Here is a 15,063-nt window from a genome sequence, read left to right as displayed (position 1 = left end):
ACTAGTTCGCCAGCATGGCGTTGGTGTAGTAGTCGGCCGGCTTGCGCCCGGGCTTGATCATGCCGGCCTGCTCCATCGACTGGATGGCGGCCGCCCAGTCGGCATCGCTCTGCTTGCCGATCGGCAGGCCCTTGTGCGTGGGACTGTCGAAGAACGCACGGTAAGCCTGGATCTGCGCCAGCAGGATCTGCGGGTCCAGCTTGGCATTGGGGCGCTGTGCCAGGATGGCGGCTACGCCTTCATCGGCGTGGCCCGCGTAGATGTACTCCCACGCGCGCACCTGCACCTGGGCGAACTTCTTCAGCGCCGCGCCCTTCTCGGCCAGCCGTTGCGGCGTGGCCACCAGTCCATAGCTGGGGAAGTTGATGCCGCTGTCGGACAGCAGCAGCGCCTTGGCGGGGCGCACCTTGGACACCATCGGCTGGCCGAACGGCGCCTGCGACAGGAAGCCGTCGCTGTTGCCCGAGGCGTAGGTGGAGATCATGGCCGCGGGCGACACCATCACGATAGTGGCCTTGCCCTTGGCGATCTTGTTGGCCTTGAAGTAGGGATCGATAAACGGCGCCCACGGACTGGTGGTGAAGCACACCAGCTTCTTGCCGACCAGGTCCTGCACGGATCTGACGCCCAGCTTTTCATCGACCATCACCGCCAGGTCGCCCTTGCGGGCGAAGCCGGCGATGGACATCAGGTCCAGCCCGTTCTCTTTGGCCACGGCCATGGTGCCAAGCTGCACCTGGCCCACATCAGCCTGGCCGGCGGCGAGCAGTTGCAAGGTGTTGATGGTGCCGGTGCCGTCCTGCACTTCCACGTCGAGCCCGGCCTCCTGGAACCAGCCCTTTTGCTTGGCCAGGTGCATGGCGGCATGCATGCCCCATGGCGAGTAGTCCATCCGCACCAGCAGCTTCTGGGCGGGCGCCTGCGCTGAGGCCGCGCCGGCGAACAGCATCAACGATGTCGCGGCGGCACACGCGCGCCAGGCCAGTTTCATGACAGAAAAACGCATCTCGATTTCCTTTGTGGGGTGTCTGTGGGTATGCGTAAGCGGACGGCTGCCAGCCGTCCGGAAATACTACGCGGCCTTGGCCAGCAGCTTCGCGCGCAATGCCGCGGTGGATGGCACATCGATCTCGCCGGTGGCAGGGTCCACCACCACCTTGTAATGCTCGAGCACAAAGGCGGCGGTGAGCTTGTGGTTCCACACGTCCTGCCCGATGCGCTCGAAGTCGCGCACCAGCGGATCGCCGAAGCCGCCGCCGCCGGGCTGGATATGCGTCACCACATCGTTGCGTGCAATCGTCATGCCGACCTTGCTCGGCAGGTCAGTGATCTCATCGCCTTGCCGCAGCAGGTTGCGTGCCGGACTGGCGGGCCCGCCTCCGGCCAGGCCATACGGCGAGAACTTCATGCGGTCGGCACGCAGTTGCAAAAGCGCGTTGGGCGCCAGCACGCGATAGCTGCGGCGAATGCCCAGGCCGCCGCGGAACTCGCCCGCGCCACAGGAATCCTCCACCAGCTCGTAGGCTTCCACGCGCACCGGATGCTGCGCTTCCAGCGTTTCCACCGGCGTGTTCGACAGGTTCTGCGAGGCATTGGTGATGGCCTCGATGCCATCGCTGGCGGGGCGCGCCCCCCATGCGCCGCAGATCATGTCCACGATGATGTAGGGCTTGTTCTCGTCGCTCATGCCGGACAGGCACACCACCGTGTTGCCGCCTTCGCCGGCGGCGGGAATACGGTCCGGCACCACTTGCGCCAGCGCGCCGAGCATCGCATCGAACACGCGGTAGCCCGTCAGCGCGCGCGCCGCCACCGCGCTCGGCGGCAAGGGGTTGAGCACGGAGCCTTCCGGCACGCGCACCTCGATGCAGCGGAACACGCCAGCATTGTTCGGCACATCGCCCTTCAACGCGCAGCGCACGCTCAGGTAGGTGCACGACTTGGTGTACGACAGCGTGGAGTTGATGGCGGCGCGCACCTGCGGCGACGATCCCGTGTAGTCCGCGCTCACGTAGTCCTCATGCACCGTCAGCGCAACCTGGATGGGGATCGGCTCCGGCGACAAGCCATCGTCGTCGATGTAGTCGGTAAAGTGGAAGGTGCCTTTGGGCCATTTGCGGATCTCTTCGCGCGTGAGGCGTTCCGCGTAGTCCAGCAGCTCGTTCAGGTAGGCGCGCGTGTCATCGCGGCCGTATCGGTCGAACAGCGCTGTTAGTTCGCGCACGCCTACCTGGGTGGCGGCGTACTGCGCCTTCAGGTCGCCTAGCACACGGTCCGGCAGGCGCACGTTCTGCGCGATGATGCGCTCCAGCGTGTCGTTGACCTTGCCGCCTTCATACAGCTTGAGCACCGGGATGCGCAGCCCTTCCTGGTAAATCTCGGTGGAGTCGCTGGCGTTGGAGCCTGGCACGCGCCCGCCCACGTCGGTATGGTGGCAGATCACCACGCAATAGCCTTCCAGCTCGCCGCCATAGAAGAACGGCACGAACATGAAGATGTCCGGCAGGTGCATGCCGCCCTGGTAGGGGTCGTTGACCACCACCGCGTCGCCCGGATTCAGGTCGTTGCCATAGCGCGCCTGCACCGCCTCCATGGCCTCGGGGATCGCCCCCAGGTGCAGCGCGATGGTCTTGGCCTGCGCCACCATGCGGCCGTGCCGGTCGCAGATCGCGGCCGAGTAGTCCATCACGTCCTTGACGATCTCCGAGCGCGCCGTGCGAATGACCGTGTAGGCCACTTCGTCGACGATGGAGTCCATCGCGTTCTTGACGACCGCGAAGGTCACCGGGTCGAACTGCGTGCTCATGCTGCCTCCTGGGCGATATCGATGATGATGTTGCCGATCTTGTCCGCGCGCGCCGAAGCGCCTGGGGGCACGACGATGGTGGTGTCGTACGACTCGATGATGAGCGGGCCCTGGCGCGGCGCATCCGTCATGGCCGAGCGCGGGATCAGCAAGGTCTCGCGCGGTGCCTGGTCGCGCCCGAAGCTCACCTGGCGCGTGCCGGCAACACCATGCAGCGCGCTGGCATCCACCTGGATGGCGTCGAAATCCAGCCGCTGGTCGCTACGGCCATAGGCGCTCAGGCGCACATTCACCAGTTCCAGCGGCTCGTCGTTGCGGTAGCCAAAGGTTTGCTGGTATTGGACGCCGAAATCCTCGATAAGCTGCGCAAGCGCAGCAGCGTCCGGCGCCTTGCCGGCTTCACCGCCAGGCAGCGGGATGGTCAGCTCCGAGCTCTGGCCGAGGTAGCGCAGGTCGATGCCCACCGCCATCTCGACCGCGGCCTCCGGATAGCCTTCCAGCGCGAGGATGGCCAGGCCTTGCTGTCGCAGTTCGTCGATCACCGCGCCAATGCCGGCGCCATTGCAATCCGCCAGCGGCCGCAGGATGGCCTTGACGAAGTTATGCTCGGCATCCGCGCACAGCATGCCGGCCGAGCAGAACACGCCCGCCATCACCGGTGCGATCACCCGCTTGATGCCCAGCAGCATGGCCACGTCCACCGCGTGCAGCGGCCCGCCGCCGCCGAAGGCGATCATCGTCATGTCGCGCGGGTCGCGCCCGCGCTCCACCGTCACGGCACGCAGCGCGCGCGCCATGCTCACGTTGGCCACATGGCGGATGCCGTGCGCGGCGGCCAGCGTATCGAGCTTGAGCGGTGCACCGATATGCGCGTCAATGGCACGGCGCGATTGCTCCGGGTCCACCTTGAGGCTGCCGCCCGCCAGCGATTCGGGATTCAGGTAGCCAAGCACCATGTTGGCGTCGGTCACCGTGGGCCGATCGTTGCCGCGCCCGTAGCACGCAGGCCCCGGATTGGCGCCGGCCGATTCCGGGCCCACGCACAGCAGGCCACCGGCATCCATCCAGGCCAGCGAGCCGCCTCCGGCGCCCACCTCCGCGATATCGATGGCCGGTACCTTCAGCACATAGCCCCCGCCTTTGACAAAGCGGCTCGGCGCGCTGATGCCGTCGCGGAACTCGTACTCGGTGGTCAGCGACGGCGTGCCGCCGGTGATGATCGATGCCTTGGCCGTTGTGCCGCCCATGTCGAACACGATCAGGTCGCGCCCGCCACCCAGCGCGCCGATCTGCGCCGCGCCCGCCACGCCGCCGGCCGGCCCGGAGGCCACGGCAAACACGGGCTTCTCGCTGGCGCTGCCCACGCCCATCATGCCGCCGTTGGACGCCATCACCTGCAGCGACGCCGACACGCCCATGCGGGCCAGGTCATCCTTCAGGCGCCGCAGGTAAGTGCGCATGGCAGGCAGGATGTAGGCATTGACCACCGTGGTGCTGGTGCGTTCGTACTCCTTGATTTCCGGCAGCACATCGCACGATGCGGTCACCAGCAGGCGGGGAAAAGCCCGCTCCAGCTGCGCCTTGGCTTCCAATTCGTGCACGGGGTTGATATAGCTGTTGATAAAGCAGATGGCCAGCGCCTCCACGCCCTCTTCCACCAACCCGCGCGCCACGGCCAGTACCTCGTCCACGTTGAGCGGCACGATGATATTGCCGCGCGCGTCGATGCGCTCATTCAACCCGCGGCGATAACGGCGCGGCGCCAGCGGCTGCGGCTTCTGCCAGCCCAGGTCGAACATGGTCGGGGTGCGGATGCGGCCGATCTCCAGCACGTCGCGAAAACCCGCCGTGGTCAGCACGCCGGTGCGCGCGCCCACCTTCTGCAGGATGGTGTTGGACGCCGTGGTGGTGCCGTGGACGATTTCGGTGATATCGCCCGGCGCAATCCCGGCTTGCCCGATCAGCGACTTCAGGCCGGTGACGATGGCCTCGCCCAGGTCGTGCGGCGTGGTCGATGTCTTGTTGACGAACAACCGCCCGTCCGGCATTGCCAGGACGATGTCCGTGAACGTGCCCCCGATATCGCACCCGACCCGGACGCCCGCATTGCTTCCCGCATGAACCATGTCAACTCCAAGGATGTGAGGCACGGGCGACTTGCGCGTGCCGCGCATTCCGTTGCCCCGGAACGCGCACCGACCGACCTGCTAACTAACTAGTCAGTACAATAGAAGACGGGATTTTGCTTGTCAACCGGGTTTTCACGGAGCACCAGAATGGCGCCAACGCTTGGCTGGCGGCCTTCTTGCGGTGCGCTTCAGGGGGTGTACACTAACCATCTGGTTAGCGGGCGCACTGGCACGGTGCTGCCCGCCATGACAATGCCATGACAAATTTATCGAGGAACATCCGTATGCCAGTGACCGCCAAGACCGCGCGCAAGCCAAAGCCGCGCGACGCCCAGGCCACGCGCGAGAAGATCCTCCAGATGGCGTCGAAGGAATTCGCGGCCAAGGGCTTCGACGGCGCCCGCGTGGACAGCATCGTGGCCCGCAGCAAGATCAGCAAGAATCTGGTCTACCACTATTTCGACAGCAAGGAGGCGCTGTTCATCGAAGTCATGGAACGCGCCTACGCCGCCATGCGCGAGCGGCAGAACGAACTCGGCCTGACGGGAAAGAGCCCCGTCGACGATATGCGCGCGCTGGTGATGCACACCATCCAGCATTTCATCGAGCAACCGGAATTCATCCTGCTGCTGGGTACGGAGAACCTGCACAAGGCGGAGCACATCCGCAAGTCCAAGGTGATTCCTGCCATGTTCAATCCGCTGAAGAGCGCGCTGGCGGAGATTCTGGAGCGGGGGAAGGAACAAGGCGTGTTCAGGCAGGATGCAGACTGGGTGGATCTATATGTTTCGATCTCGGGCCTGGGGTCTTACTTCATCTCGAACCGCTACACGCTGTCGTTCGTGCTTGGCGTGGACCTCGCCGCCCCGGATCGCGTGGCGTCGAGGTTGCAGCATGTGCCGGACATGGTGATGAGCTACCTGTGCAATTTTGGCGCCGCGGCGACGCAGGGCAAGGAACAGCCGCGCGCGGAGCAGGCGACGGTGCGCACGCAAGGCGCGGCGGCGCTGCCGTAGCACGCATTGCCGGGCCGCCCCGTTGGCGGGTGGCTGGCTCCGATGGCATCTGCGCTGGCCAACGATCCGCGCTCGACGCTGCCCGGATCGCTTCGCTGTCGGCACGGACCCGGCCACCGCCAGACGCACTCACTTCACCGCGCCCACGGTAAAACCCGCGACAAAGCGGTCGACGAACAGGTTGTAGAGCACGGCTACCGGCACGCTGACGACCAGGCAGGCGCCCATCAGGGAGCCCCAGAAATAGACATCCCCGCGCACCAGGAAGGTCGGCACGCCAACGCTGACGGTGTACTGCGACGAACTGGTAATAAAGGTGAGGGCATAGACGAATTCCTGCATCACCAGCGTCAGCGTGAATATGACTACGGTCAGGATGCCGGCCGAGGACAGCGGCACCACCACCTTCAGGAAGGCGCCGAAGCGGCTCAGCCCGTCCATCATCGCCGCCTCTTCGATATCGCGCGGCACCGCCTTGAAGAACCCCATCATCAGCCAGGTGCAGAAAGGCACGGTGAAACTCGGGTACACCAGCACCAGCGACCACAGCGAATCCTGCAGGCCGAGCGCGCCGATGATGCGGGAGAAGGGAATGAACAGGATGGTGGGCGGGATCAGGTAGGTCAGGAAGATGGCGATCGCCAGCTGCCGCCCGCGGCTGCCTGCCAGCCGGGCCAGGCTGTAGCCGGCCGGTACCGCCAGCAGCAGGGTGATGGCCACCACCATCGCCCCCACCAGCAGCGTATTGGCGATCCAGCGCAGGTACTGTGTCTCCAGGAACAGCACGCGCAGGTTGTCCAGGGTGGGCGGCTGGTTGAACAGGAAGGGATTATTGGCCGTGTTGATCAGGTCGTGGACATCCTTGAAGGTGGTGATCAGCATCCAGTAGAAGGGAAAGGCGCAGAACCCCGCGAAGACGGCAAGGATGGCGACATGGCCGAAGCGTGCGCCCCAGCGCGCGCCTCTGTGCTTCCAGTGACTGGCATCAGCACGCATGTCAGGCTACCTCCGCGCGGTTGGCGATGGTCAGCAGCAGCGCCACCACCGCTACCAGCAGCGGGAACAGGAACAGCGAAATCGCCGCGCCCTCGGCCAGGTCGCCGCCCTGGATGCCCGTGAAAAATGCCAGGCTGGCGAGCACCTGCGTGGTGTCATAAGGCCCGCCACGGGTCAGCACGAAGATGATGATCATGTCGGTGAGCGTAAACACGATGCCGAACAACAGCGCCACCAGCATGATCGGCATCACCAGCGGGATATTGATGCGCAACAGGTGGCGCCAGAAGCCGGCGCCGTCCATGGCCGCGGCATCGTGGATATCCTGCGGGATGCCGTGCAGGCCGGCCAGGATGATGACCGTGGCCAGCGGCAGCAGGCGCCAGACATCCACCAGGATCACCGACGCCATGGCCAGGTCCGGCTGGCCCAGCCAGACCGGCCAGGTCTGCGGGCCAAACAGGCCGAGCGCGCGCAGCGTCCAGTTGATGATGCTGTAGACCGGATCGAAGATCCACAGCCAGCCGATCGAACCCAGCGAGATCGGCGCCACCCACGGTAGCAGGATCAGCAGCCGCACCAGCCATTTTCCGCGAAAATCGCGCAGCAGTGCCAACGCCAGGATCTTGGCCAGAATCACCACCAGCGCCTGCGACACCAGCGTGAACACCAGCGCATTGCCGAGCGAGCGCCAGAAGGTGGGGTTCTGCACGATACGCTGGAAGTTCGCGAGGCCAACAAAATGCATGGCGCGCGTGCCCACCGTGATATCGGACAGGCTGTAGTAGATCGACAGCAGGAAGGGAATGCCGAGCAGCAGCGCGATATAGATGAGTGCCGGCGCCAGCATCAAGGCACCGAGCCAGCGCTCGCCCAACGCATGCCAGGCACCGGCCTGTGGCGCTAGCGCGGCGGGAGCCCGGGTGCTCATGCCGGCCTCACGGACGGCGCTACGGACGACGCCACACCGAGGCTGGCGCCGGAACGCGGATCAAAGCGCCTCAGGTCGGCACGCCGCACCGCGAACGGGTAGCGCGCGCCGGTCTCCAGCGGGAAGGTGACGGTGCAGGGAATCCGCGAGATGACCTTGGCCGGCGGCAGTGGCGGCTCCAGCAGGCCATACACCAGCCGGTCGGAACCGAGATTCTCGATGCGGGTGATATGGAAGGGGAAGGGTTCCAGCGCTTCATCGCTGCCGTAGACCTCGCGCGGCAGGAAGTGCTCCGGCCGGAAGCCCGTCACCAGGGCATCGGTGTCGACCAGGTTCATCGGCGGCGAGCCGATGAAGGTGGCCACGAAGGTATCTGCCGGCTGCTCATACACTTGCTGCGGGGTGCCAAGCTGGTGCACGCGGCCGTGGTCGAGAATGGCGACCCGGTCGCCGAGCGCCAGCGCCTCGATCTGGTCGTGCGTGACGTAGATCGTGGTGGTCGCCAGACGCCGCTGAAGCTGCTGCAATTCCTCGCGCGCGGAGGTCCTGAGCTTGGCATCGAGATTGGAGAGCGGCTCGTCCAGCAGGAAGGCCACCGGCTCGCGCACCACCGCGCGCGCCAGCGCCACCCGCTGGCGCTCACCGCCTGAGAGCTGGCGCGGCTTGCGCGACAGCAGGTGGCCAATGCCGAACAGCGCCGCGGCCCAGCTCACCTTGCGCGCGATCGCCTCGCGCGGCATGCGCTGCGCCTCCAGCGGGAAGGCGATGTTGCCGGCCACGCTCAGGTGCGGATAGAGCGCGTAGCTCTGGAACACCATGGCCATGTTATGCGCGCGCGGCGGCAGCCCGGTGACGACACGGCCGCCCACCAGGATATCGCCGGAGGTGGGTGCTTCCAGCCCGGCAATCAGGCGCAGCAAGGTGGTCTTGCCCGAGCCGGACGGGCCCAGCAGCACCAGGAACTCAGCTTCGTGCACGGCCAGGTCGATGCCGTCGACAGCGTTGGTGCCGTCGAAGCGCTTGGTGAGTGAGCGGGTTTCCACCGTGGCCATGACTTATCGGCCCACGCCCATCCCGATGCCTCCGGTCCGGCGGGGGCGGCTCATATGAGTCCCTTTTCCCGCCACTTGGCGAAGATCCGCTTGCACGTCGCTTCCGCGGCGCGGATGGCATTCTCCGGCGTTTCGTCGCCGGTGGCGGCCTTGGCGAACATGGTGTTGAGCACCCAGGTATTGAAGATCTCGTCGATGGCCGCATTGGCATAGCCGGGGTAGCCGACGTTGGTGGCCTGGTTCATCAGGCTGCCCAGCACCTTGTACTTGTCGCGCGGGCGGGCCTTGGGATCATCGGCGATCAGCTTCTGCAGGTCCGGGACCGTGCTCGGGAAGCAGGGGAAATTGTAGAACTCGCTGCCGAGAAAGGCCTGGTGGAAGTTGTCGATATAGTCCAGCAGGAACTTCTTGGCACCCGCTATGTTCTCGGCGAATTTCCAGATCACGTAGCAGTCCATCACGTGTTCCATGCCGATGCGGCGCACCGGGCCACGCAAGGCCTGGGTCAGCCAGATATCGGACGTGACTGGAATGTTCTTGTTCTCGCCTTCGCGCGTGATGGAAATGGCGTTCAGGCAAAGCGAGATCTTGCCCGCCAGCATGGCGCGGTTGTTGGAGGACGGATCCCACGCCAGCACCTCCGGCGTCATGGTTTCCTGGTACAGGGCCTTGACGAACTTGACCGCCTCCAGCGTGTTCTTCGAATTCAGCACGACGGTATGGCGCTCATCCTGGACCGAGCCGCCGAATGCGAAGAGAATGGTTCGCATCGCCATCGCGGTATCGAGTTCGGCCGACAAGCCAATGCCCACCGGCACGTTGCGTTTGCGCTTGATCTTGCGGCCCGCGCTCAGCACGTCGTCCCAGCTGTCCGGCGGTGCCATGCCGCTCTCGTCCCACAGGTCCTTGCGGAAATTGATCGGGTCCGGCACGAAGCTGTCCGAGAAGCCGAAGTACTTCTTCGTCTTCGGGTTAAACGTACTCCTGATCGCCAATTCGACCGGCTTGCCATGCTTGCGCTGGCACTCCTCGTAAATCTCGCGGTGGTCGATGACCTGCTCCTCGTACACCGGCGCAGGCGACAGGAACATGAACAGGTCGTGCCCCTTCTGCGCGGATACCTCGGCGGCGGCCCGCGTGGCCAGCGCGGGGATCCCTACGTGATCGACGATGACCTCGGTATCGTTGCGCTGGCCCCATTCCTTCACGTAGGTGTTGTCGAACCACTTGTCATAGCCCGGCACGAAATGGTTCCACTGGAGGATCTTCAAGGTGTGCTTGGCTGCCTGTGCCCGGCGCGGCAGCACCAAGGGGCCAAGCCCCGCGGCAAGCGCGGTAGCCGCAGCGGCCTGGATCAGGCGGCGGCGCCGCGCGTTGTGGCGAACAAGGGTGCCGGGGGATGCGTGCCGGCGCGAATAGATGATTCGCTCGATAGGAGCAATCCGTACGTCTTCGTTCATGGCCGCCTCCGCCAGCAAGCCGGTAGCCGGCATGCGCACCGATCGCGGCGGCATGCGCAACCTCTCTTAAGGATAGGAGTTACCGACCCTAAGGCAAAGAGCCAAAGGCTTGATTTCATTGCGTTTACGATCCGATCCAGCGACCGGCGCGGCGGCTGCCGCATAGCAGCATCGGTCGCGCCTCGCCAGCCACCGCTTGCGCAGCGCAGCACAAAACACGCGCACAGCAAAAGCGGCATTTTCCCGGCTTTCGCCATACCATGGAGGCTGGCGCAAGCCACGCCGCCCAACAACCTTGCCAGGGGCCTCCCATGCGCGACCGCTATCTCTCCCACCTCCGCAATACGCTGGACACCATCCGCGCCGACGGCTTCCACAAATCCGAGCGCGTCATCGCCAGCCCGCAGGCGGCCGATATCCGGCTGGCGGGCGGCGAGCACGTACTGAACTTCTGCGCCAACAACTACCTGGGCCTGGCAGATGACCACCGCCTGATCGAAGCCGCCCGGCGCGGCCTGGAGCAAGACGGTTTCGGCATGGCCTCGGTCCGCTTCATCTGCGGCACCCAGTCCGTGCACAAGACCCTCGAAGCCGTACTCGCCAAGTTCCTCCACACCGGCGACAGCATCCTCTACTCCAGTTGCTTCGACGCCAACGGCGGCCTGTTCGAGACCTTGCTCGACGACCAGGACGCCGTCATCAGCGACGAGCTCAACCACGCCAGCATCATCGACGGCGTGCGCCTGTGCAAGGCCAGGCGCTACCGCTACCGCAACAACGACATGGCCGACCTGGAGACCCGGCTGCAGGAGGCGGATGCCGCCGGCGCGCGCTTCAAGCTGATCGCCACCGACGGCGTATTCTCGATGGACGGCATCATCGCGGACCTCAAATCGATCTGCGACCTGGCAGACCGCTACGGGGCGCTGGTGATGGTCGACGATTCGCACGCGGTGGGCTTCGTGGGCGAGCACGGGCGTGGCACGCCGGAGCTGTGTGGCGTGGAGGGCCGCGTGGATATCATCACCGGCACGCTGGGCAAGGCGCTGGGCGGCGCCTCCGGTGGCTATGTGGCGGCGCACCGGGAAATCGTGGAGTTGCTGCGGCAGCGCTCGCGGCCTTATCTCTTTTCCAACTCGCTGGCGCCGAGCATCTGCGCCGCCACGCTGAAAGTGCTGGAGCTGCTTGCCAGCGAAGAAGGCGCGGCATTGCGCGCGCGCGTGCGGGAGAACGGCGAGCATTTCCGCCGCGAGATGACGGCGCTGGGCTTTACGCTGGTGCCGGGCCAGCATCCCATCATCCCGGTGATGCTGGGCGATGCCGCGCTGGCATCCGGCATGGCCGATGCGTTGCTGGCGGAGCATGTGTACGTGGTGGGCTTCTCCTTCCCGGTGGTGCCTAAGGGCCGGGCACGGATCCGCACGCAGATGAGCGCGGCGCATACGGCCGAGCAGATCGAGCGGGCCGTGGCCGCGTTTGCCAAGGTGGGCCGCAAGTTCGGCGCCATCGCCTGAGCGGCGCTCAGGCGTCACCCAGGCACTTCATCCACGCTGCAAGCAGGAGGCTGCCCCATGAAAGCCCTCGCCAAACTCGAACGCGCGCCCGGCCTGACGCTGACCGACGTCCCCGAGCCGGAAGTCGGCCACAACGATGTGATGATCCGCATCCGCCAGACGGCCATCTGCGGCACCGACATCCATATCTGGAAATGGGACGAGTGGGCGCAGAACACCATTCCCGTGCCGATGCAGGTGGGGCACGAGTACGTAGGCGAGATCGTCGCCATCGGGCAGGAAGTGCGCGGGCTGGCCATTGGCGACCGCGTTTCCGGCGAGGGGCACATTACCTGCGGATTCTGCCGCAACTGCCGTGCCGGGCGCCGCCACCTGTGCCGCAACTCGGTAGGCGTGGGCGTGAACCGCGCCGGCGCCTTTGCCGAGTACCTGGTGATTCCGGCCTTCAACGCGTTCCGCATTCCCGACGATATCCCGGACGAGATCGCCGCCATCTTCGACCCCTTTGGCAACGCGACGCACACCGCGCTGTCCTTCAACCTGGTGGGCGAAGACGTGCTGATCACCGGCGCCGGCCCCATCGGCATCATGGCCGCCGCCATCGCTCGGCACGTGGGCGCGCGCAACGTGGTGATCACCGACGTCAACGAATACCGGCTCGCGCTGGCGCGCAAGATGGGCGCCACGCGCGCCGTCAACGTGCAGCACGAAAACCTGAAAGACGTGGCTGCCGAGTTGCACATGACGGAAGGCTTCGACGTGGGCATGGAGATGTCCGGTGTGCCGACCGCCTTTGCGGCCATGCTCGAGCACATGAACCACGGCGGCAAGATTGCCATGCTGGGCATTCCGCCATCGAAGATGGCGATAGACTGGAACCTGGTGATTTTCAAGGGGCTGGAGATCAAGGGCATCTACGGCCGCGAGATGTTCGAGACCTGGTACAAGATGGTTGCCATGCTGCAAAGCGGGCTGGACCTGACGCCGATGATCACGCATCGCTTCAGCGTGGGCGACTTCGAGGCCGGCTTTGCCGCCATGCTGTCGGGCAACAGCGGCAAGGTGGTGCTGGACTGGACGCAGCCGGGCAAGGCGACTACTGTCGCGGGCTAGAAGCGCATGCTAGAAGCGCATGCTGGTAGCGCATCCATGTCTTGCCCGGACGCTGTCACGCCGCAGGTGGCTGGCGCCGCACAACGCAAGCCGGCCGCGATGAGCCGCTAGCGATACACCAGCACAGGGATACTGCTATGCGTCAGCACCTTGTTGGTTTCGCTGCCGATCAGCACGCCCTGCAAACCGCGCCGCCCGTGCGAGGCCATCACGATCAGGTCGCAGTCCTTGTCCTGGGCGGCCTGGATGATGGCTTCATAGGGGTGGTCATGTATGACGCAAAGGGTCTGGCAAGTCACGTCCGCAGCCTCGGCTTCGGCGGCCAGGGTTTTCAGGTAGTCCGCCGAGTTGCGGGTGGCTTCCTGCACGAACCGCGTACGGGTGTCGGCCAGCAATTCCACCTGGTAGGTGTAGACATGGAAGTCCGGGATCACCCGGATCACCGTGACCCGGGCCCGCGCCTCATGGGCGAACACCAGGGCCTTGCGGAAAGCGGCTTCGGACAGGGGTGAGCCGTCGACGGGCAGCAGCAGATGCTGGAACATGGTGCCCTCCTGGCACGCGAAGGGCGCAGGCCACCGCACGGGCGCCCTCTCACGCTTCGCTCGGGTTGAGGATTACCTCTGTCCAAGTATAGATGTGCCGCTGCCGCGCACACCGCACACATCGCACACACAGCACACACAGCACACATACACCGCGCGCGCCCTTCATCTCCCCGCATTTTGCCGGTAAGATCCAGCACCGGTTCCGCGCCACGACGCGGCACCCAGCGTTTACCCGAGGCCGGGCAGCCACACAATGGCAGCCCGGCCTTATCGAGACGGCAGCCCCCGATGGCTGCCGTTGCAACTGCACTGCCTTGCAACCCAATGCGGTGCACCCGGAAAGCGAAGGTATCCCTTTGCGCTCCCATCTTCATGGAGAAGACGCTTTGACTGAACGCATCAACGCAGAGGCCGCCGGCCGCCTGTTCGGCACTGGCGAAGGCCCATCCCACGAGCGCGTCACGCTCGCCACCGATCCCGAGTCCGGCCTGCAGGCCATCATCGCCATCTACAGCACCAGCCTTGGCCCCGCGTTTGGCGGCTGCCGCTACTGGGCCTATCCCGCCGAGAGCGACGCCCTGACCGACGCCCTGCGCCTGTCGCAAGGCATGGCCTACAAGAATGCGCTGGCCGACCTGCCCTTCGGCGGCGGCAAGGCCGTGATCCTGCGCAGCCCGGCGCAAACCGATCGCACCAAGCTGTTCCGCGCCTTCGGCCGCATGGTCGAATCGCTGGGTGGCCGCTACATCACCGCCGAAGATGTCGGCACCACGGTGGAAGACATGGTCGCCGCCCGCACGCAGACCCGCTACATCAGCGGCATGCCGCGCGAGGGCACCTTCGGCGGCAACCCGTCGCCCAAGACCGCATATGGCGTGTTCGTCGGCATCGAGGCCGCCGTGCGCTACGTGCTCGACCATAACAGCCTGCAAGGCGTATCCGTTGCCGTGCAGGGCCTTGGCTCGGTGGGCTGGGACCTCTGCCGCCAGCTGCATGCGGCCGGCGCGCGGCTGACCGTGGCCGATATCCATGGCGCCAAGGCAGAACAGGCGCGCGAGCAATTCGGCGCGCAGGTGGTCTCCACCACCGCCATCACCAGCGTGGCCGCCGATGTGTTCGCGCCCTGCGCGCTCGGCGCGGTGATCACCCCGGCGGTGGCCGAAGGCTGCCAGTTCAAGATCGTCGCGGGCGGCGCCAATAACCAGCTCGCGTCGCTGGACGAGGGCGACACGCTGCAACGCCGCGGTATCTTCTATGCGCCGGATTTCCTGATCAACGCGGGCGGCATCATTAGCTGCGCCCGCGAGTACCTGGGCGGTGCCGAGGAAGCGGCGGTGCTGGCCGAGGTGGCACGGATCCGCGAGCGCGTGTTCGCGCTGGCCCAGCGCGTGGAGAAGAGCGGGCTGGCCCCCGCACGCGAGGCGGTCAACTGGGCACAGGAGAAGCTGGCGCAAGGCGCTCGCTAGTCCGCTAGCCTTGACGGTGTTGAGGGTCCGCG

Annotated in this window: 12 protein-coding genes; 4 read left to right on the top strand and 8 right to left on the bottom strand. The window is 65.7% G+C overall.

What is annotated here, in order from left to right; translation table 11 throughout:
- Window position 1 precedes the first annotated feature (1 nt).
- The 3 genes from AC1RWI_RS23720 to AC1RWI_RS23710 all read right to left on the bottom strand — a co-directional run bounded on the left by AC1RWI_RS23720 (window position 2) and on the right by AC1RWI_RS23710 (window position 4,932).
- On the bottom strand, window positions 2-1,006 hold the full coding sequence (locus AC1RWI_RS23720) for an ABC transporter substrate-binding protein (protein WP_492869162.1): 1,005 nt from the start codon (window positions 1,004-1,006) through the stop codon (window positions 2-4).
- Window positions 1,007-1,072: 66 nt separating this feature from the next.
- On the bottom strand, window positions 1,073-2,806 hold the full coding sequence (locus AC1RWI_RS23715; protein ID WP_492869160.1) for a hydantoinase B/oxoprolinase family protein: 1,734 nt from the start codon (window positions 2,804-2,806) through the stop codon (window positions 1,073-1,075).
- Window positions 2,803-4,932, bottom strand: coding sequence for a hydantoinase/oxoprolinase family protein (locus AC1RWI_RS23710; protein ID WP_492869158.1), 2,130 nt, complete (start codon window positions 4,930-4,932; stop codon window positions 2,803-2,805). The genes AC1RWI_RS23715 and AC1RWI_RS23710 overlap by 4 nt, the downstream gene beginning before the upstream one ends.
- Before the next feature lie 287 nt (window positions 4,933-5,219).
- Here AC1RWI_RS23710 and AC1RWI_RS23705 point away from each other — a divergent pair, with 287 nt between their 5' ends.
- Window positions 5,220-5,951 (top strand): TetR/AcrR family transcriptional regulator, encoded by a 732-nt coding sequence (locus AC1RWI_RS23705; protein WP_492869156.1) that lies wholly within the window; start codon window positions 5,220-5,222, stop codon window positions 5,949-5,951.
- 129 nt (window positions 5,952-6,080) lie between these two features.
- On the opposite strand, the gene AC1RWI_RS23700 is transcribed toward AC1RWI_RS23705, so the two are convergent.
- Genes AC1RWI_RS23700 through AC1RWI_RS23685 form a run of 4 tightly spaced genes read right to left on the bottom strand, consistent with a single transcriptional unit; the run spans window position 6,081 to window position 10,444 of the window.
- Complete coding sequence (locus AC1RWI_RS23700; RefSeq protein ID WP_043353264.1) at window positions 6,081-6,947, bottom strand: carbohydrate ABC transporter permease; 867 nt, start codon at window positions 6,945-6,947, stop codon at window positions 6,081-6,083.
- Window position 6,948: 1 nt separating this feature from the next.
- Window positions 6,949-7,878 carry a carbohydrate ABC transporter permease gene (locus tag AC1RWI_RS23695; protein ID WP_492869154.1) on the bottom strand — a complete coding sequence of 310 codons (930 nt, stop codon included), beginning with the start codon at window positions 7,876-7,878 and terminating at the stop codon, window positions 6,949-6,951.
- On the bottom strand, window positions 7,875-8,930 hold the full coding sequence (locus AC1RWI_RS23690; protein WP_043353259.1) for an ABC transporter ATP-binding protein: 1,056 nt from the start codon (window positions 8,928-8,930) through the stop codon (window positions 7,875-7,877). Before AC1RWI_RS23690 ends, AC1RWI_RS23695 begins: the two co-directional genes overlap by 4 nt.
- A 50-nt stretch (window positions 8,931-8,980) precedes the next feature.
- The gene (locus AC1RWI_RS23685) at window positions 8,981-10,444 is read right to left on the bottom strand and encodes an ABC transporter substrate-binding protein (RefSeq protein ID WP_492869152.1); all 1,464 of its coding nucleotides are present in this window, start codon (window positions 10,442-10,444) and stop codon (window positions 8,981-8,983) included.
- A 257-nt stretch (window positions 10,445-10,701) separates the two neighbouring features.
- On the opposite strand from AC1RWI_RS23685, the gene AC1RWI_RS23680 reads away from it, so the two are divergent.
- Both AC1RWI_RS23680 and tdh read left to right on the top strand, forming a co-directional pair.
- Entirely contained in the window at window positions 10,702-11,904 is a 1,203-nt protein-coding gene (locus AC1RWI_RS23680; protein ID WP_492869150.1) for a glycine C-acetyltransferase, read from the top strand.
- 57 nt (window positions 11,905-11,961) lie between these two features.
- On the top strand, window positions 11,962-13,017 hold the full coding sequence (gene tdh / locus AC1RWI_RS23675) for an L-threonine 3-dehydrogenase (RefSeq protein WP_492869148.1): 1,056 nt from the start codon (window positions 11,962-11,964) through the stop codon (window positions 13,015-13,017).
- A gap of 107 nt (window positions 13,018-13,124) precedes the next feature.
- Here the strand turns inward: tdh and AC1RWI_RS23670 are convergent, their stop codons facing one another.
- Window positions 13,125-13,562 (bottom strand): universal stress protein, encoded by a 438-nt coding sequence (locus AC1RWI_RS23670; RefSeq protein ID WP_492869146.1) that lies wholly within the window; start codon window positions 13,560-13,562, stop codon window positions 13,125-13,127.
- 389 nt (window positions 13,563-13,951) lie between these two features.
- Between AC1RWI_RS23670 and AC1RWI_RS23665 the strand changes: the two genes are divergently transcribed.
- A complete protein-coding gene (locus AC1RWI_RS23665) occupies window positions 13,952-15,031 on the top strand; it encodes a Leu/Phe/Val dehydrogenase (protein ID WP_492869144.1) in 1,080 nt (359 codons plus the stop codon).
- Window positions 15,032-15,063: the final 32 nt, after the last annotated feature.

The sequence above is a fragment of the Cupriavidus sp. MPR-AND1C genome (genome assembly GCF_058809705.1).
Note: the sequence above shows the minus strand (reverse complement) of the source record. Positions and strands in the feature narration are given on the sequence as shown.